General features: G+C 68.0%; 15 protein-coding genes. 3 read left to right on the forward strand and 12 right to left on the reverse strand.

Annotated features, from left to right (window positions below):
- Positions 1-4: 4 nt before the first annotated feature.
- Together Q8Z05_RS16035 and Q8Z05_RS16040 are read left to right on the forward strand one after the other, a co-directional pair.
- A complete protein-coding gene (locus Q8Z05_RS16035; protein ID WP_305943594.1) occupies positions 5-763 on the forward strand; it encodes an energy-coupling factor transporter transmembrane component T in 759 nt (252 codons plus the stop codon).
- Positions 760-2,280: an ABC transporter ATP-binding protein gene (locus Q8Z05_RS16040; protein ID WP_305940583.1), complete on the forward strand. Its 1,521-nt coding sequence runs from the start codon at positions 760-762 to the stop codon at positions 2,278-2,280. The genes Q8Z05_RS16035 and Q8Z05_RS16040 overlap by 4 nt, the downstream gene beginning before the upstream one ends.
- A 116-nt stretch (positions 2,281-2,396) precedes the next feature.
- On the opposite strand, the gene Q8Z05_RS16045 is transcribed toward Q8Z05_RS16040, so the two are convergent.
- The 9 genes from Q8Z05_RS16045 to Q8Z05_RS16085 all read right to left on the reverse strand — a co-directional run bounded on the left by Q8Z05_RS16045 (position 2,397) and on the right by Q8Z05_RS16085 (position 12,651).
- Positions 2,397-4,583, reverse strand: a complete 2,187-nt coding sequence (locus Q8Z05_RS16045; protein WP_305940584.1) for a 3-hydroxyacyl-CoA dehydrogenase NAD-binding domain-containing protein — start codon at positions 4,581-4,583, stop codon at positions 2,397-2,399.
- The gene (locus tag Q8Z05_RS16050) at positions 4,580-5,920 is read right to left on the reverse strand and encodes a thiolase family protein (protein WP_371745869.1); all 1,341 of its coding nucleotides are present in this window, start codon (positions 5,918-5,920) and stop codon (positions 4,580-4,582) included. The genes Q8Z05_RS16045 and Q8Z05_RS16050 overlap by 4 nt, the downstream gene beginning before the upstream one ends.
- A gap of 178 nt (positions 5,921-6,098) precedes the next feature.
- Positions 6,099-7,439, reverse strand: coding sequence for an HRDC domain-containing protein (locus Q8Z05_RS16055; protein ID WP_305940585.1), 1,341 nt, complete (start codon positions 7,437-7,439; stop codon positions 6,099-6,101).
- 57 nt (positions 7,440-7,496) lie between these two features.
- Complete coding sequence (locus Q8Z05_RS16060; protein WP_305940586.1) at positions 7,497-8,147, reverse strand: DUF3000 domain-containing protein; 651 nt, start codon at positions 8,145-8,147, stop codon at positions 7,497-7,499.
- 61 nt (positions 8,148-8,208) lie between these two features.
- Positions 8,209-9,297 carry a threonine aldolase family protein gene (locus tag Q8Z05_RS16065; protein WP_305943596.1) on the reverse strand — a complete coding sequence of 363 codons (1,089 nt, stop codon included), beginning with the start codon at positions 9,295-9,297 and terminating at the stop codon, positions 8,209-8,211.
- 37 nt (positions 9,298-9,334) lie between these two features.
- Positions 9,335-10,039 (reverse strand): SDR family oxidoreductase, encoded by a 705-nt coding sequence (locus Q8Z05_RS16070; protein WP_305940587.1) that lies wholly within the window; start codon positions 10,037-10,039, stop codon positions 9,335-9,337.
- Positions 10,036-11,466, reverse strand: coding sequence for a DUF6421 family protein (locus Q8Z05_RS16075; RefSeq protein ID WP_305940588.1), 1,431 nt, complete (start codon positions 11,464-11,466; stop codon positions 10,036-10,038). Before Q8Z05_RS16075 ends, Q8Z05_RS16070 begins: the two co-directional genes overlap by 4 nt.
- Before the next feature lie 193 nt (positions 11,467-11,659).
- A complete protein-coding gene (msrB, locus tag Q8Z05_RS16080) occupies positions 11,660-12,145 on the reverse strand; it encodes a peptide-methionine (R)-S-oxide reductase MsrB (RefSeq protein WP_305940589.1) in 486 nt (161 codons plus the stop codon).
- A gap of 14 nt (positions 12,146-12,159) precedes the next feature.
- Positions 12,160-12,651: a hypothetical protein gene (locus tag Q8Z05_RS16085; protein ID WP_305940590.1), complete on the reverse strand. Its 492-nt coding sequence runs from the start codon at positions 12,649-12,651 to the stop codon at positions 12,160-12,162.
- 268 nt (positions 12,652-12,919) lie between these two features.
- On the opposite strand from Q8Z05_RS16085, the gene Q8Z05_RS16090 reads away from it, so the two are divergent.
- The gene (locus tag Q8Z05_RS16090) at positions 12,920-14,164 is read left to right on the forward strand and encodes an alpha/beta hydrolase family protein (protein ID WP_305943597.1); all 1,245 of its coding nucleotides are present in this window, start codon (positions 12,920-12,922) and stop codon (positions 14,162-14,164) included.
- On the opposite strand, the gene ybaK is transcribed toward Q8Z05_RS16090, so the two are convergent.
- Genes ybaK through Q8Z05_RS16105 form a run of 3 tightly spaced genes read right to left on the reverse strand, consistent with a single transcriptional unit; the run spans position 14,148 to position 16,066 of the window.
- Positions 14,148-14,660: a Cys-tRNA(Pro) deacylase gene (gene ybaK / locus Q8Z05_RS16095; RefSeq protein ID WP_305940591.1), complete on the reverse strand. Its 513-nt coding sequence runs from the start codon at positions 14,658-14,660 to the stop codon at positions 14,148-14,150. The two genes, Q8Z05_RS16090 and ybaK, sit on opposite strands and share 17 nt — an antisense overlap.
- 22 nt (positions 14,661-14,682) lie before the next feature.
- Positions 14,683-15,144, reverse strand: coding sequence for a SufE family protein (locus Q8Z05_RS16100; RefSeq protein WP_305940592.1), 462 nt, complete (start codon positions 15,142-15,144; stop codon positions 14,683-14,685).
- A gap of 10 nt (positions 15,145-15,154) precedes the next feature.
- Positions 15,155-16,066, reverse strand: coding sequence for a sulfurtransferase (locus Q8Z05_RS16105; RefSeq protein WP_305940593.1), 912 nt, complete (start codon positions 16,064-16,066; stop codon positions 15,155-15,157).
- Between the last annotated feature and the right edge of the window lie 175 nt (positions 16,067-16,241).

Raw genomic sequence — 16,241 nt, forward strand, 5'->3', positions numbered from 1 at the left:
GAACATGCCGTCCGCCCTGAACCCCCTGACCGCGCTGGCTGCGGCTGTAGCCACAGCGGCGATGACGACGGCGGTGTCCAGCTGGGCTGTGTCCGTTGCCGTTGCGCTCGGCTGCGCGGTGCTGGCGGTGCGGGCGGGGTTGGCCGGCCGGATGGTGCCGGCCGCCGCCGTGATCCTGGCGCCCTTCTGGTTGTCGCTGCTGATCATGCACGGGCTGTTCTTTCCCGAGGGCCGGATGGTCCTGGCGCAGTGGGGTGCGGTCCGGGTCACGGCGGAGGGTCTTGGTTTCGCATTGGACATGGGTGCCCGGACTGCGGCCTACGTCCTGGTTTTCCTGCTCTTTTCGTTCACGGTCCGCGTGCCGGACCTGGTGGCGGCCATGTCAGCGCGGCGGGTGCCTCCGCAGTTCGGCTATGTCCTGGCATCCACCCTGACCCTGGCCCCGGCCATTACCCGTCGGCTGGCGCGGATCCGGCATGCCCAGGAATCCCGGGGCCTGGTGTTCGGCGGCGGGCCGCTGGCACGGCTGGCGGCGGCACGGCTGCAGATGCTTCCGCTGGTGCTCTCGCTCATCCAGGATGCCGGTGAGCGGGCCCAGGCCCTTGACTCCCGCGGCTTTAGCGGCGCCAGGACCCGCACCAGCTACCGGGAAGTGACGGACAGTGCGGCCCAGCGCGTATTCCGGGCCGTTGCCCTGCTGCTTGCAGCAGCCGCCGTGGCGCTGCGGATCTCCGGGCAGTGGCCCGAAGGGTTGTCCGCATGAGGATTGCGACTGTTCTGGAGGCCAGGATTGCGGCCTTCACTTACCACGGCGAGGACACCGCTGCCCTCCACGACGTCGACGTGGCCGCGGCGCCAGGCACGCTGACCGCCGTGCTCGGTGGTTCCGGCAGTGGGAAGTCCACCCTCGGCAGGCTGCTGGCCGGCTGGTCGTTCGGCGGGCACACCGGCAGGTTCACGGGCAGCCTGCACCTGCCCGCTGCATCCGACGGGGCGCCGCCGGAGAACAGCGCACCCCTTGTGTTCCGCGGCGCTCCGGATGACCCCCGGATCAATCCCGCCCTCTGGTCGGAGCACGTGGGCTTCGTTCCGCAGGATGCGGCGTCGCTCCTGTCCACTGTGGCGTCCACGGTGGCCGAGGAACTGGCGTTCGGCCTGGAGAACCGGGGCATGGAACGGCACCTGATGCGGACGGAGGTGGCGCATGCGGCCGGGGCGGCGGGCCTGACGGCCCTGCTGGAACGCGACCCCGCCACGCTCTCCGGCGGTGAACTGCGGCGCCTGGCCGTGGCCTGTTCCGCCATAACGCGCCCCGGCGTGCTGGTGCTCGATGAACCGCTTGGCTCGCTGGATGACGCCGGCGCCGCGTCGGTCCGGGCGCTCGTCGACCGTCTCTTGGACTCCGGCACCGCGGTCATTGTCCTGAGCCAGGCTGCCGATGACCTGGCCTTCTCGGCTACCCGCTGGCTGGTGCTCGACGGCGGAACGGTCACCGCACGGGGCACCCCCGCCGAACTGGCGGGCAGCCCCGTGCTGCTGCGCACCGGCGTCGTGCTTCCCGCCCGGACGGGCGGTGGTCCCGGCCTTCAGCGCCGGGCGGGAGTTGCCGCTGCGGAAACAGTCCTGGAGCTGGAGCGGATCAGCTTCGGGTATCCGGCCGGACGCCGCAGGACGGGGCCGGCGGTGTTTGGCGACCTCAGCCTCACGGTGCGGGCGGGAGAGGTCGTGGCCGTGACCGGCCCGAACGGGGCAGGCAAGTCCACCCTGCTCCGGCATTTCAACGGCCTGCTCCGCCCGGATCGCGGGTCCGTCCGGATTCACGGCGCGGACATCGCCGGCGTTCCTACCGGACGCATTGCTGAGAGGGTGGGCCTGCTCTTCCAGCACCCCCGGGACCAGCTTTTCGAGCGGACCGTCCTGCGCGAGGTGCTGTTCGGCCTGGACCGGAGGTTCGTGACCGACCCGGCCGTCAGGGCGAGGGCGGCCCTGGACGCGGTCGGTCTCGGAGACCGGTTGGACACCCATCCGCAGGAGCTTCCGGCGTCGCTGCAGCGGCTCCTGGCCCTCGCCACGGTCCTGGCACGCGAACCACGGCTCATCGCGCTGGACGAACCCACCGTGGGGCTGGACCGCCACGGCCTGGAACTCCTCGACGACGCCATGGGTGCCGCAGCGGAGCGGGGCGCCGCCGTCGTCATGGTCACCCACGATCTGACCTACGCCCGGGCCAGGGCCCACCGCGTCCTGGAACTGAGGGACGGCACGCTCCGGGAAGGCTGACCGCTACCTGGGCCCGGACACGGGAGCGCCGCCGCCCGCACCGGTTGACGGTGCAGGCGGCGGCGCCGGATTCCGGCCGGGCAGTGTGGGCCCGGACAGGGTGTGGCCGATTGGCGCTAAGAAGGAACCGCCGCGGAGGCTACTCCCGGTGCCAGGAACTTCTTGCCGTTGACCCGTTCGGAGGCCCCCACGCGGTCCAGGTACGGCGTGATGCCGCCCAGGAACATCGGCCAGCCGGCGCCGAGGATCATGCACAGGTCGATGTCCTCCGGTCCGGCCACCACGCCCTCGTCCAGCATGAGCCCGATCTCCTCGGCCAGCGCGTCCTGCGTGCGGCGCAGCACCTCCTCGGCCGTGGACGGTGATGTGCCAAAGGAGAGCAGCGCCAGGGTGTCGGCCGGAATGAACGGCTTGCCGTCGGGGCCCTTCTCCGGCGTCCCGTTCTGCACAGCCCAGAGGGACTTGATGCCGTTATCGATCAGCTTCTGCAGGTTTTGCGAAACGGTGAACCGGTCCCCGAACGCGGCGTGCAGGGATTCCTGGACATGCTGCGCCACGGGCAGCCCCACCATCGCGCCGAGAGTGAACGGCGTCATGGGCAGTCCCATGGGCCGCAGCGCGTTGTCCGCCACTTCGGCCGGAGTTCCCTCATCGAACGCGGCGGTCACTTCGCCCATTAGGCGCAGCAGGATGCGGTTGACCACGAATGCGGCCGCATCCTTGACCAGGACCGCAGTCTTCTTCAAACCCCTGGCGAGCTCGAACGCGGTGGCCAGCACGGCGTCGTCGGTCCTCGGTGCGCGGACAATTTCCAGCAGCGGCATCACGGCCACCGGGTTGAAGAAGTGGAAGCCCACCAGGCGTTCGGGGTGTTCCAGGTCCTCAGCCATGGCAGTCACGGACAGCGAGGACGTGTTCGTGGCCAGGATGCATTCGGGGGAGACGATCGCCTCCACCTCGGCGAACACCTGCTTTTTGACGTTCAGCTCCTCGAACACGGCTTCGATGACGAAGTCCGCGTCAGCAAACACGTCCTTGGAAACCGAGCCGGTCACCAGCGCCTTGGTCCGGTTGGCGGCGTCGGCGCTGATCCGTTTCTTCGCCAGCATCTTGTCCACTTCGGCGTGGACGTAGGCCACGCCCTTGTCCACGCGGGCCTGGTCGATGTCTGTCATCACAACCGGCACCTTGAGCTGCCGGGCGAACAGCAGGGCCAGCTGGCTGGCCATCAGTCCGGCGCCGACCACGCCCACCTTGGTGACCGGCCGGGCCAGCTTGCGGTCCGGTGCGCCTGCTGGACGCTTGGAGCGCTTCTGCACGAGGTCCAGGAACGCGTACACCGTGGAGCGGAACTCGTCGGTCTGCATGAGGCCGGCCAGCGTCTCGCACTCGAGCGCCGCGGACTCCGGCTGGGTCATGGTCCGGTTGGCCGCCATGATGTCCAGGACCTTGGCCGGGGCGGGGGACGCATTGGACGTCTTGGCCTCCACGAAGGCCCGCCCGCCGGCTACGGCCTCTGCCCAGCGTTCGGCCACCGCCGGGTCGGCCGGGTCGACAGCGTTGCGGCGTTCCGGGACCGTCTCGCCGGAGATGACGCTTGCGGCCCACGCGAGGGACAGTTCCACGAAGTCGGCCGGTTCAAACATGGCGTCGGCAATTCCCAGGCCGAAGGCCTGCGGACCCGTAAGCGTCCGGTTGTTGCTGAGCGGATTCTCGATCATCACCTTGACGGCGTTTTCGGGTCCGATCAGCCGCGGCAGGATGTACACGCCGCCCCAGCCGGGCACAAGGCCGATGAAGGCTTCGGGAAGCGCCAGTGCACCGGCCCCGCTGGAAACCGTGCGGTACGTGGACTGCAGGGCGATCTCCAAGCCGCCGCCCAGGGCCACGCCGTTGATGAACGCGAAGCTGGGCACTCCCAGGTTGGCCAGGGTGGCGTACACGTCGTGGCCGAGCTGCGCCATCCAGAGGCCGTGGTCCCGGTTGTTGAGGGACTTGACGGCGGAAAGGTCCGCGCCCGCCACCAGGAAGTAGGGTTTGCCCGTCACGCCGACGCCCACGATCTCGCCGCGGGCGGCACGCTCCTTGAGCCCCTCAAGGACTGTGCCCAGCTCCACCAGGGTGTTCGGACCCAGGGTGGTGGGCTTGGAGTGGTCCAGGCCGTTGTCCAGGGTGATCAGCGCGAAGGTTCCGGCGCTGGGCTTGCCTGCGGCGCCCGGCAGCGCGATGTCCTGGACGTACGAATGCGTGACCGTCTCGTCGGGGAAGAGATCGGCAAGCTTGCGGAAATCGGCGGCGCTCATGCTGCGGCTCCTTCGGTTTTGGTGCTGGCAGTGTCAGTTTCGGCGGAGGAATTGTCGGTTGGGAATACGGCGCCGCTGTAGCCTGTGTAGTCCGAGTGATGCGGGTTTTCCCAGATGACGGTGGCCCCCATGCCCAGGCCGATGCACATGGTGGTCATGCCGTACCGTACTGACGTGTCTTCCTGGAACTGACGGGCCAGCTGGTTCATCAGTCGTACGCCGGACGAGGCCAGCGGATGCCCGACGGCGATGGCGCCGCCGTACCGGTTGACGCGGGGATCGTCGTCGGAAATGCCGAAGTGGTCCAGGAAGCTCAACACCTGGACGGCGAAGGCCTCATTGATTTCGAACAGCCCGATGTCCTCGATGCCGAGTCCGGCGTTCTTCAGCGCCTTTTCCGTTGCGGGGACCGGGCCGATGCCCATGACCTCGGGCTCCACGCCGGCAAAGGCGTAGCTGACCAGGCGCATCTTCACCGGCAGCCCAAGCTCTGCGGCGGCCTCCGACGAAGCAAGCAGGGCCGCCGTCGCCCCGTCATTCAGCCCGGCGGCATTGCCGGCAGTCACCCGGCCATGGGGCCGGAAGGGTGTGCGGAGCGCAGCGAGGTCCTCGAGGGAAGTGCCCGGGCGGGGCGGTTCGTCAACGGAGTTGAGCGTCCATCCCTGACCCGGCTTCATGGTGGCCACCGGCACCAGGTCCGGCTGGATCTGGCCCTTCCCGTAGGCTGCTGCCAGCTTGTCCTGGGACGCCGCGGCATAGGCGTCCGTGCGGTCCTTGGTGATGGCCGGGAACCGGTCGTGCAGGTTCTCCGCGGTGTTGCCCATGTTCAGTGCGGCCGGGTCCACCAGGCGTTCGGACATGAACCGGGGATTGGGATCGGCGCCCTCGCCCATCGGGTGGTTGCCCATGTGTTCCACTCCGCCGGCGATGACCACGTCGTACGCACCGAAGGCAATGCCGCTGGCGGTGGTGGTCACGGCGGTCATGGCGCCGGCGCACATCCGGTCCACGGCGAAGCCCGGGACGGTGCGTGGAAGCCCGGCCAGCAGGGCGGCGGTGCGGCCGATGGTGAGGCCCTGGTCGCCGGTCTGGGTGGTGGCGGCGACAGCCACCTCGTCAATGCGGTCCGCGGGGAGCGAGGGGTTGCGGCGCATCAGTTCGCGGATGCACTTGACCACGAGGTCATCGGCGCGGGTTCCGGCGTAGATACCCTTCTCGCCCGCCCGGCCGAACGGGGTGCGGACACCGTCCACGAAAACGACGTCGCGGACGGTTCTGTTCCGTCCGCTGCTGGGCTTTCCGCTGCTGTGTTCTCCGCTGTGGCGGGGCTGGCTCACGTGATACTCCTCATCGAGACATTGGTGCCGGACGCGCGCCAGTGGCAGCGGCAATCCGGGCGGCATTGATTCCAATGTTACTCGTGAGTAACTTAGCTGGCAAGGACCCTGGCGGACTGTTGTTGTCCGCCCCGGCGGCGCAGCCTGCCGAACCGGCTTGCAGCGCAGGTTCGGAAGCCTAGCCCTCCGCTGCGGGAGCGGCCCTGGGTTCCTTCGGTTCCTTGGGAGGCAGCGGCTGCGGATTGAGGAACGCTGCTGTAATCAGTGGCGCTGTCAGCTCGATCTGCCACGGCCGGGCGCCGAGCTCGCTGAGCTCTTCGCCGATCGCTTCTTCGCTGAGCTCCGCGGGCGGACGCCAGGCCACGCGGCGGAGGAAGTCGGGGGTGAGCAGGTTTTCGACCGGAAGGTTCAGTTCGTCTGCTTTGTCCTGGAGCAGGGGCCTGGCTGTCGCAAGCCGTTCGGCTGCGGCCGGGTCCCGGTCCGCCCATACGCGCGGCGGCGGCGGCGCGTTGGTGGGCAGGTGCAGCGGCGGGAGTTCCTCCATGGTCCGGGCGGTCGCGATGCACCGCAGCCAGCGCGGGGCTTCGCGCTGCGCGGCCCGGCCGTGGAATCCCTTGGTGCCCAGCAGCTGCGGAACGGTGGAGGGCATGGCCTTGGCGGCTGCCACCAGGGAAGAGTCGGGGATGAGCCGGCCGGGGGCGACGTCCCGCTTCCGGGCCAGGGAATCGCGTTCCAGCCACAGCTCCCGGACGGCGGCGAGCTGGCGGCGGTCCCGGATCTGGTGCAGACCGGAGGTCTTGCGCCACGGGTCCACGCGGGGCGGGGCGAGCCCGGCAGCCAGGATGGCAGCGAATTCCTGCTCGGCGTACTCGAGCTTTCCGTCGGCCTGGAGCAGTTCGATGAGTTCCTCGCGCAGCTCGGTGAGGACTTCGACGTCCAGGGCCGCATACCGGAGCCAGGGTTCAGGCAGCGGGCGGGTGGACCAGTCGGCAGCGGAATGTTCCTTCGCGAGGCCGAATCCGAGCAGCTGCTCGATGACGGCGGCCAGCCCCACCCGCGGCAGCCCGGCCAGCCGCGCGGCCAGTTCGGTATCGAACAGTTTGTGCGGCCACATGCCAAGCTCGGAGAGGCAGGGAAGGTCCTGGCTTGCCGCGTGCAGGATCCATTCGACACCTTCCAGGGCGTCGTTGATGATCTGCAGGTCCCCGAAGGGTTCCGGATCGATGAGCCATGTTCCTGAGCCCTCGCGCCGGATCTGGACCAGGAAGGCCCGTTGCCCGTAGCGGAAGCCCGAAGCGCGTTCCGCGTCCACGCCGGCGGGGCCCGTCCCCGCGGCTATGGCGGCGGCGCAGCGTTCCAGTCCTGCGGGGGTTTCAATGACTAGCGGCACTCCGTCACGGGGAGCGTCAAGGTCAATGACCTCGGGGACCAGGCTGTCGAAGCCTTCCACCGTGATGTGGGGAGTGATGTCAGCAGCCGGGACGCCGGCTGTGGTGTGTTCCGGATTTTGAGGGGTCATGATGCCTTCAGTTTACCGACATCGCGCTGGAGCGCGCCCCGCCGTGGCCAGCCATGGTCAGTTGCGCCGCCTGCGGGGGAGTGCGGAGACGCCCTCCGGCAACGGAGGGAGTCCGGCGAAGGTGCAGACCATGTCCGACCATGCCTCCAGGTGGGACCGGATATCCGGCCCCTCGGGCGTCCAGGACGCCCGCAGTTCAATGTCGATTGAACCCGGCCGGTCAGCGAGGGTGCCGAAGCTCTCGGACAGGATCCTGGTGGCCGTTCCGCCCGCTGCGCGGTAGGGCGCCTTATGGTTCTCCAGTGCCTCTACGAGCCAGGTCCACGCAACCGTTCCCAGCATTTCATCATTCCCCATTTCCGCCTCAAGCTGGGCGCGGATGTAGGTGACGATCCGGAACTCCCCATCCCACACCGCCGAGCCGTCAGGGTCGTAGAGCAGGATGAACCGGCCCGTGGCGAGTTCCTCGGCGTCGTCGTCAACAGTTCCGGAGGCCCGGACCAGCGCGGCGGAAACGGGTCCGTGTACGGCGGCGGGGGCCGGTCCAGGGACGGGGCCGATGACCTCCGCGCCCAGGGCCACCGCGAAGGGCGCCAGCCGTGAGGGCGCGGGGATCTCGTCCAGGTGCAGCTCACTGCGGCACCGTGCTTTTCGGAGGGATCCCAATGCGGCAAGGAACTCCGCGGGAACCTGGGCGAGTGCGTTCACATTCGCAGGTTACGCAAAGGATGGCGCCGATTCCGGCAGGCTCGCCGCCCCGTGCGCCCGCTCACCGTGCCGCCAGCTCCCGCTTGATGGCGGCAACGAACGAATCCACGTCCTCTTCGCTGGTGTCAAAGGAGCACATCCAGCGGACTTCCCGGGCGGCTTCGTTCCAGTCATAGAAGCGGAATGATTCCCTCAGCCGATCCGCAACACCTTCGGGCAGGATGGTGAACACTCCGTTGGATTCCGTCTTCTGCGTGGGCTCCACGCCGTCGATCCCCTCAACGGCCGCGCGCAACCGGGAAGCCATCGCGTTGGCGTGCCTGGCCGAGCGCAGCCACAGGTCGCCCTCGAGCAGGGCAATGAACTGCGCGGACATGAACCTCATCTTGGAGGCGAGCTGCATGTTCATCTTGCGGAGGTACACCAGGCCGTTGGCGGCGTCGGGGTTCAGGGCCACCACCACCTCGCCGAACAGGAGCCCGTTCTTGGTGCCGCCGAAGGAGAGGATGTCCACGCCGGCGTCGCGCGTAAATGCCCGGAGCGGCACGTCCAGGTGGGCGGCGGCGTTGGCCAGCCGGGCGCCGTCCATGTGGAGTTTCATGCCCTTGGCATGGACGTGGTCGGCGATGGCGCGCACCTCGGCCGGGGTGTAGCACGTGCCGAGTTCGGTGGTCTGGGTGATGGACACGGCCAGCGGCTGGGCACGGTGCTCGTCGCCCCAGCCCCAGGCTTCCTTGTCGATCAGTTCGGGCGTGAGCTTGCCGTCGGCGGTGGGGACCTGGAGCAGTTTGATGCCGCCGATCCGCTCCGGGGCGCCGTTCTCATCCATGTTGATGTGCGCCGTCGATGCGCAGATCACCGCGCCCCAGCGGGGGAGCAGGGACTGCAGCGAAAGGACGTTGGCCCCGGTCCCGTTGAACACGGGGAAACATTCGATGCCGGGGCCGAAGTGCTCCTCCATGAGCACGTGCAGGCGGGCAGTGTAATCATCTTCGCCATAGGACACCTGGTGGCCCTCGTTGGCCGCTGCCAGCGCCGCCAGGACTTCCGGGTGGACGCCTGAATAGTTGTCCGAGGCAAAGCCCCGGACGGCTGGGTCGTGGAGCCGGGCCGCGGTGGCGGCAGGGGCAGTTTCAACTGTGGTTGTCATCGCTTTGGTCACGCTTTCAGTCTAGGGATGTCCGCGATTAACGGGTAAGAAGCAGCCGCCGGCCGTTCAGTTTCGCGGCGGGGGTGGCGAAAAGTCCGACGGCGGCAGCCGCCAGGTCCTCAACGTCGGTGAAGCCGGGGAAGCCGCGGCCGGGGGAGCGCTCCCGCATGGCGGCATCCACGAGGCCTTTCACCACGAAGATGACAGCAGCGCTGTGCGACTCCCGGCTGAAGCCTTCGGCAACCGCCAGGGTCCACGCCTCAGCAGCCGCCTTCACCGCCACGTAACTTGCGCCGGCCGCCGTCGGGGTTTCGGCTGCGGTGGAGGTCACCATGGCGAAACGGCCGGAGTCCGACGCCGCCAGGTCGTCGTAGAACACCCGCGTCACGTTCCTCAGGGTGGTGACGGCGCCCCGTTCCAGGAAGTCCCAGTCCTCGTCGCTCTGGTCCGTGATGCCTTTGGCGCCGCGCCAGCCACCCACCAGGTGGATGACGCCGTCGACCTTTCCGGCTGTGCCGGAAATATCGGCATGCAGCTCCCGGACGCCGGCGAGGCTGGCGAGGTCGCAGACGAGCGGAGTGACGGCGTCGCCCGCTGCCGCGGCGGCGGCGGCGATCCGGGAACTGTCCGAGCCGACCGTGAAAACCCTGTGGCCGGCTTCGCGCAGCGCGCGGGCCGTGGCGATCCCGGACGGGCTACTGCCGCCCGCGACCACCACGTTCAGTGGGCGTCCGGCACTCATCCGGCGTTTAGGGCCGTGGGAACCGTACCGGCCGCTGTGCCGCCGGCCGTGCCGTCTTCACCGCGGTCCGACGAGCCCGTGATTCCGGCCGTGGACTCGATGACGGGACGCATCTTCTTTTCGAGGGCCTCATAGAACATGGACAGCGGGAATTCGTCGTCGAGCACCTGGTCGGTCAGGCCGCGCGGCGGGCCGGCAAGCGGCAGCGCGTCCGGGCCCTTGGCCCAGACGGACGCGGGGTTGGGCGTCACGGTCCCGGAGATCAGCTGGTACGCGGCCAGCCAGTGGGCTGCCTTGGGCCGGTCGATCGAGCGCCAATAAAGCTCCTCGATCCGTACCCCGAGTTCAACCACGACGTCGGCAACTTCGTCCCAGTCAATGCTGAGCTTGCTGTCGGTCCAGTGCAGGACCCGGTGCTGGTGCATCCAGGCAAAGAGCAGCTGGCCGCCGAGGCCGTCGTAGTTGCGGACGCGGCTGCCGGTGATGGCGAAGCGGAAGATACGGTCGAAGATGACGGCGTACTGGACCAGTTTGGCATGCCGGCGTGCCTCGGGGTTGGCCTCTTCGTCCTTTTCGATTTTCACGGATTCCCGGAAGGCTGTCAGGTCGCAGCGGAGTTCCTCCAGTGAATACAGGAAGTACGGCATGCGCTGTTTGATCATGAAGGGGTCGAAGGGCAGGTCCCCGCGCATGTGGGTGCGGTCATGGATCAGGTCCCACATCACAAACGTTTCCTGCGTGAGTTCCTGGTTTTCCAGGAACTCCGCGGCCTCGGCGGGGAGCTCCAGGCGGGTGATCCCGGCCGCGGCTCCGAGGACCCGGCGGAAGCGGGCGGCTTCCCGGTCGGCGAAGATGGCGCCCCAGGTGAACGTCGGAGTCTCCCGGACCGCGACGGTTTCCGGGAACAGGACGGCTGAGTTGGTGTTGTAACCGGGGGTGAAATCGAGGAAGCGGATGGGCACGAAGAGCTTGTTGGAGTATTCGCCCGCTTCGAGGCCGGCGATGAATTCCGGCCAGATGACCTCGATCAGGACGGCCTCCACGAGGCGGTTGCTGCTGCCGTTCTGGGTGTACATGGGGAAGACCACCAGGTGCTGCAGCCCGTTGATGCGGTGCTCCTGTGGCTGGAAGGCGAGCAGGGAGTCCAGGAAATCGGGTACGCCGAAGCCGCTGGCGGCCCAGCGGCCGAAGTCGCAAACCAGCAGTTCGAGGTACAGGGCATCGTGCGGGAAGGACGGCGCCAGGGCTTCCACGGACTCGCAGATGGCGCGCACATGCGCGGCGGCGGCCTCGTGGTCACTGGCGGCGGGTACCGAGCCGTCCTGGGCCTGGAGGGCCTGGATAGCCGTGGCGGCGGTCTTGAGGCGCAGCCACTCCGGGTGGTTCCCGGTGAGCTGTGCGGGGGCGGTGATAGCGGTCGTTGTCATCGTCGGCGATCGCCTTTCTGGTTGCTTGGAGCTTCTACCGTGAGCGTAGCAAGCAAACAGATCTCCTAATGCAAAATTGGCTTGAGCATAAGAAAGACTTGTGCAACTGGATGAGGCGACCCGCCCCAGCCGTAGCGGGGGCGGGGCTGCCCTGCAGGTCCCGGGCATATTCCCGGTTGGAAGAGGAAGGAGGCTACTCGGCTTTGTCCGCTGACACCAGGGTCAGCGAGACGGAGTTGATGCAGAAGCGCTGGTCCGTGGGGGTGCCGTAGCCTTCGCCTTCAAACACGTGGCCGAGGTGGGAGTCGCAGCTTCCGCAGCGGACCTCTACCCGGTCCATGCCCATGGTGCGGTCATGGATGTAGCGGACTGTGCCGTCGGCAAGCGGCGCCCAGAACGACGGCCAGCCGCAGTGGGAATCAAACTTTTCCTTGCTGGTGAACAGTTCTGCACCGCAGGCGCGGCACTTGTACACGCCCGCTGTGTGGGTATCCCAGTATTCGCCGGTGTATGGCCGCTCGGTCCCCGCCTGCCGGAGTACCCGGTACTCCTCGGGCGTCAGTTCCTGGCGCCACTGTTCGTCGGTCTTTTCAACCCGCGGGGCGGCGCCCTCCCCGGCAGGTCCGTCCTCCGGGGCGTGGACGGGCGCGACTTTTGGCTTGTTGCTAAAGATGTTCATAGCTTCGTCAACGCCTAGGAGTCCCCGATAAATCCCGAGCCGGCGTACAGGTGCAGCACCGGAAGCCCCAGCTGGTCCTGTGCCTTGTTGGCCCAGTCGGTATGGAAGGTGTCGGCAATGGCGTGGGGGCGGGTGATGACGACCGCCTGGCCGGCGCCGAGTTCCTTGACCTTGGCCACGAGGCCCTGCACGGCGCCGCCGTCCACCACCTCGCCCGTTACTCCGCCGCCGATCCCGGCCAGCGCGTTGAGCGACACCGCAAGCGTCTCGGCTGCGGCAGCGCGCTCGGAGGCAGGATCCGGAGCGTGGGACGTCAGTTCACGGAAGGCCTTGGCGACGTCGAGGAGGGAGAGGTTTTCAAGGAAGTCCACCAGCAGGTGCCGTTCCGTGTTGGCCGGAACCAGTACCACGAGGGGCGCGTCACCCCCGTCCACCAGGCGTTCGATGTTCACGCGGTCGTCCGCACCCAGCGGCTCTTCTGTCAGAATGACGATTGGATCGCTCATGCCCCCAGCCTAGTCCCGGGCCGACCGTCCCGCACGAATTTCAGCCGGGCCGGTTTTGCCCGGTCACCGGAGGGTTGAGGCGCATCCATCCGCTGTTCCGTCTTCGCTGTTCCGGCGCCGGTGGCATGCCCGGCGGCGTGCCCGAATATGTCCGGAGGCTGGCAGCAGTAAGAATGGATCCATGGCATCCCTTCCGGGCCTGCGCCCCGCCACCACATCGAAACCGAACCGTGCCTTGGACAGGGTCCAGGGCACCGCCGACGCCGGCATGTCCTCCAGCGCGAAATGGGCTGTTGGCGGCGTCATCGCCGGAGGAGCCGCCGCGGGGCTGCTGGGCGCCGGATCGTCGGCCCTCGCCCTCTACTTCGCCCGGCGGGTCATCACACCGGTGCGGGTCCGGGACGAAGACCAGGAAGTGCTGGCCGTGATCCGCGCCGCGGACGGCGTCCAGGTCATCCTGGCCGCCACTGACGACGCCACAGTCGAAGGCACCTATGGGCTGTTCTTCGATGGCGGCCGCGGGCACGCCCGGATCGGCAGGATCATTTCGTACTCACCCGCGGAACGCACGGTCCTGCGCGAGGTGGAAGCCGTCTATTCGGGCGATCTCGCCAAAGCCCGCCGCGGCTACTGGAGCGGCGCCACCCATCCGGACGCGGCGTCCATCGGGCTGTCGGCCGAGGACGTTGACATCGAAGTGGAGGGCGGCGTCGCGCCGGCGTGGCTGGTCCGCAGCCCGGGCCGCTCCGAGGTCTGGGCCATCATGGTTCACGGCCGCGGCGCGAGCCGGCAGGAATGCCTCCGCGCCCTGCGGCCGGCACGGGAACTCGGCATGACCAGCCTGGTGATTTCCTACCGCAATGACGGCCTGGCACCCTCGGCGCCGGACGGACGCTACGGCCTCGGCTCCACTGAATGGCGCGACGTCGAAGCAGCCATCAGTTACGCCGTTGCCAACGGCGCCAAGGACGTCGTGTTGTTCGGCTGGTCCATGGGCGGCGCGATCTGCCTGCAGACGGCGGACCTCTCACGGCACCACAACCTGATCCGCGCGATGGTCCTTGACGCGCCGGTCGTTGACTGGGTCAACGTGCTGGCCCACCATGCCCAACTTAACCGCATCCCGTCCGCCGTGGGACGCTACGGGCAGCTGATGATGGGCCACCCCGTGGGCCGGCGCCTAACGGGGCTGGCGGCGCCCGTTGACCTGAAGTCAATGGACTGGGTCTCCCGGGCCGTGGAGCTCAGAACTCCCACCCTGATCCTGCATAGCGTGGACGACGAATACGTGCCGTACGGGCCTTCGGCCAGCATCGCCGAGAAGAACCCGGAGGTGGTCACCTTCGAGACATTCCAGGGGGCCCGGCACACCAAGGAGTGGAACGTGGACCCGGAGCGCTGGGAGGCCCTGGTCACCGCCTGGCTGCGGCGGCAGCTGGCGCCACGGTTCAAGCCGGGCGCACGCTCACGGAAACACGGTGCCTCCGGCCCTGCGGCTAACGCTCCGGAGTAGCTTTCGGGCCGGTCCCGATGCGGGCGGTGATGGCGCCGGTGAGCCGGACCAGGTGGGCCGGGGCCAGTTCGACATCGAGACCCCGCCTGCCGCCGGAGACGAGGATGCTCTCCTGGCCCAGGGCGCTGTCGTCCAGCACGGTGGGGGAGGGGTGGCGCTGCCCCAGCGGTGAAATGCCCCCGAGGACATACCCTGTCCTGCGCTGTGCCGTAGCCGGATCAGCCATGGCAGCCTTCTTGGCGCCCAGCGCAGCGGCGATTGCTTTCAGGTCGAGGTTTCCGTGGACCGGGACTATCCCCACCGCGAGCCTGCCGTCGACATCAACCATGAGCGTTTTGAAGACCTTCGCGGGATCCACCCCCAACACCTCGGCCGCTTCCGTGCCGTAGCTGGCGGCAGAGGGGTCGTGGATGTAGGGATGCAACACGAAGGGAACGCCGGCCGCAGCGAGGGCTGCTGTGGCCGGCGTTCCCTGGGAAGCCTGTTTGCGCGCCATGCCGTGCCCGGACCGTCGGGCCCTAGGCCTGCGCGGCGGCGGAGGCGGCGACCTTGCGCTTGATGCGTCCCAGCATGGCCGTCATTCCCCGCATGCGCAGGGGAGTGATGGCCCGGGTGAGGCCCAAGAGTTCGGGCATGTCATCGGGGATTGCGAGGATCTCCGGCGCCGTGAGGCCATCGAGGCCTTCGTGCAGGACACCTGCGAATCCCCGGGTGGTGGGTGCTTCAGCCGGCGCCTTGAAGTACAGCCGCACGCTGTCCGGCGAACCGGCGTCGTGCTTTTCCGTTTCAATGGTCAGGAACAGCGGCGACTGGCACTCGACAACCTGCTCCAGCAACTCCGGATGGTCCTTCAACCGGTCCGGCAGTTCGGGAAGCCCCTGCGAGAATTCCAGCAGCAGTTGCAGCCGCTCGGGTTCGGTCAGGGCCTGGAAGTCGTCAACTATTTCCGCCAGCGCGGCGGGAAGGGCGTGGTTATTCATCACGTCCAGTTTACGCCGGTACGGTGCCGCGCTCGGATCCCTTGGTGATGGGTACCCGCACGGCGTTGCCCCACTCGGTCCAGGAGCCGTCGTAGTTGCGTACGGTATCGAAGCCCAGCAGGTACTTCAGGGCGAACCACGTGTGGCTGGAACGCTCGCCGATACGGCAGTACGCCACCACGTCGTCGCCCTCCGTGAGGCCGGCTTCGCCGAGGTAGAGGGCCTCGAGTTCAGGGCGGTTGCGGTAGGTGCCGTCCTCGGCCGCCGCACGGGCCCACGGGATGGAAGCGGCGGTGGGGATGTGGCCGCCACGCAGGGCGCCTTCCTCGGGGTAGGCAGGCATGTGGGTGCGCTGGCCGGTGTATTCCTCGGTGGAGCGCACGTCGATCAGCGGCTTGCCGAAGTGGGCCAGAACGTCCTCCTTGAATGCGCGGATGGGGGCGTCGTTGCGGTCCACCTCGGGGTATTCGGCAGGTGAGGGGACGGTGACATCCGTGGTGAGCGCACGGCCTTCGGCGATCCACTTGTCGCGGCCACCGTCGAGCAACCTGACGTCCTCGTGGCCAAACAGGGTGAAAACCCACAGTGCGTAGGCAGCCCACCAGTTGGACTTGTCGCCGTAGATCACCACGGTGCTGTCCCGGGAGATCCCCTTCGCTGCGGCCAGTGCCGCAAACGCCTTGCCGTCAACGTAATCGCGGGTGACCTCGTCATTCAGGTCCGTATGCCAGTCGATCTTGACGGCACCGGGAATGTGGCCGGTTTCGTAGAGGAGGACATCTTCATCGGACTCCACCACCACGAGCTTGCCGCCGTCCAGCGCGCCGCCGTCGAGGGCTGCCGCCAGCCATTCGGTGGAGACGAGGCGCTCCGGGTGCGCGTACGCTGCAAATTTTTCGTTTTCTTCAACTGGGTAGGACATGGGGATGGCCTTTCACTGAAACGGTCAAACTGAAACGGTCAGGGGCCCCTTGCCACCGGGAGGCGTTGCTGCGGCCGGGCCAGTTCCAACACTAGCCACGCCCCGGCAGTATTGCGCCACTGCGTTCACAGGGCGAAATATGCCCTTGGTCACGTGCGCTCGCCGCGTTAATAGG

Source organism: Arthrobacter oryzae, assembly GCF_030718995.1.
Classification (GTDB): Bacteria; Actinomycetota; Actinomycetes; order Actinomycetales; family Micrococcaceae; genus Arthrobacter; species Arthrobacter oryzae_C.

Coding starts and splice junctions, on each gene's coding strand:
- Q8Z05_RS16105 (WP_305940593.1), bottom strand. CDS start 16,066: ATGTCCTACCCAGTTGAAGAAAACGAAAAATTTGCAGCGTACGCGCAC.
- Q8Z05_RS16100 (WP_305940592.1), bottom strand. CDS start 15,144: ATGAATAACCACGCCCTTCCCGCCGCGCTGGCGGAAATAGTTGACGAC.
- Q8Z05_RS16085 (WP_305940590.1), bottom strand. CDS start 12,651: ATGAGCGATCCAATCGTCATTCTGACAGAAGAGCCGCTGGGTGCGGAC.
- Q8Z05_RS16075 (WP_305940588.1), bottom strand. CDS start 11,466: ATGACAACGACCGCTATCACCGCCCCCGCACAGCTCACCGGGAACCAC.
- Q8Z05_RS16055 (WP_305940585.1), bottom strand. CDS start 7,439: ATGACCCCTCAAAATCCGGAACACACCACAGCCGGCGTCCCGGCTGCT.
- ybaK (WP_305940591.1), bottom strand. CDS start 14,660: ATGGCGCGCAAACAGGCTTCCCAGGGAACGCCGGCCACAGCAGCCCTC.
- Q8Z05_RS16065 (WP_305943596.1), bottom strand. CDS start 9,297: ATGACAACCACAGTTGAAACTGCCCCTGCCGCCACCGCGGCCCGGCTC.
- msrB (WP_305940589.1), bottom strand. CDS start 12,145: ATGAACATCTTTAGCAACAAGCCAAAAGTCGCGCCCGTCCACGCCCCG.
- Q8Z05_RS16090 (WP_305943597.1), top strand. CDS start 12,920: ATGTCCTCCAGCGCGAAATGGGCTGTTGGCGGCGTCATCGCCGGAGGA.
- Q8Z05_RS16035 (WP_305943594.1), top strand. CDS start 5: ATGCCGTCCGCCCTGAACCCCCTGACCGCGCTGGCTGCGGCTGTAGCC.
- Q8Z05_RS16040 (WP_305940583.1), top strand. CDS start 760: ATGAGGATTGCGACTGTTCTGGAGGCCAGGATTGCGGCCTTCACTTAC.
- Q8Z05_RS16045 (WP_305940584.1), bottom strand. CDS start 4,583: ATGAGCGCCGCCGATTTCCGCAAGCTTGCCGATCTCTTCCCCGACGAG.
- Q8Z05_RS16070 (WP_305940587.1), bottom strand. CDS start 10,039: ATGAGTGCCGGACGCCCACTGAACGTGGTGGTCGCGGGCGGCAGTAGC.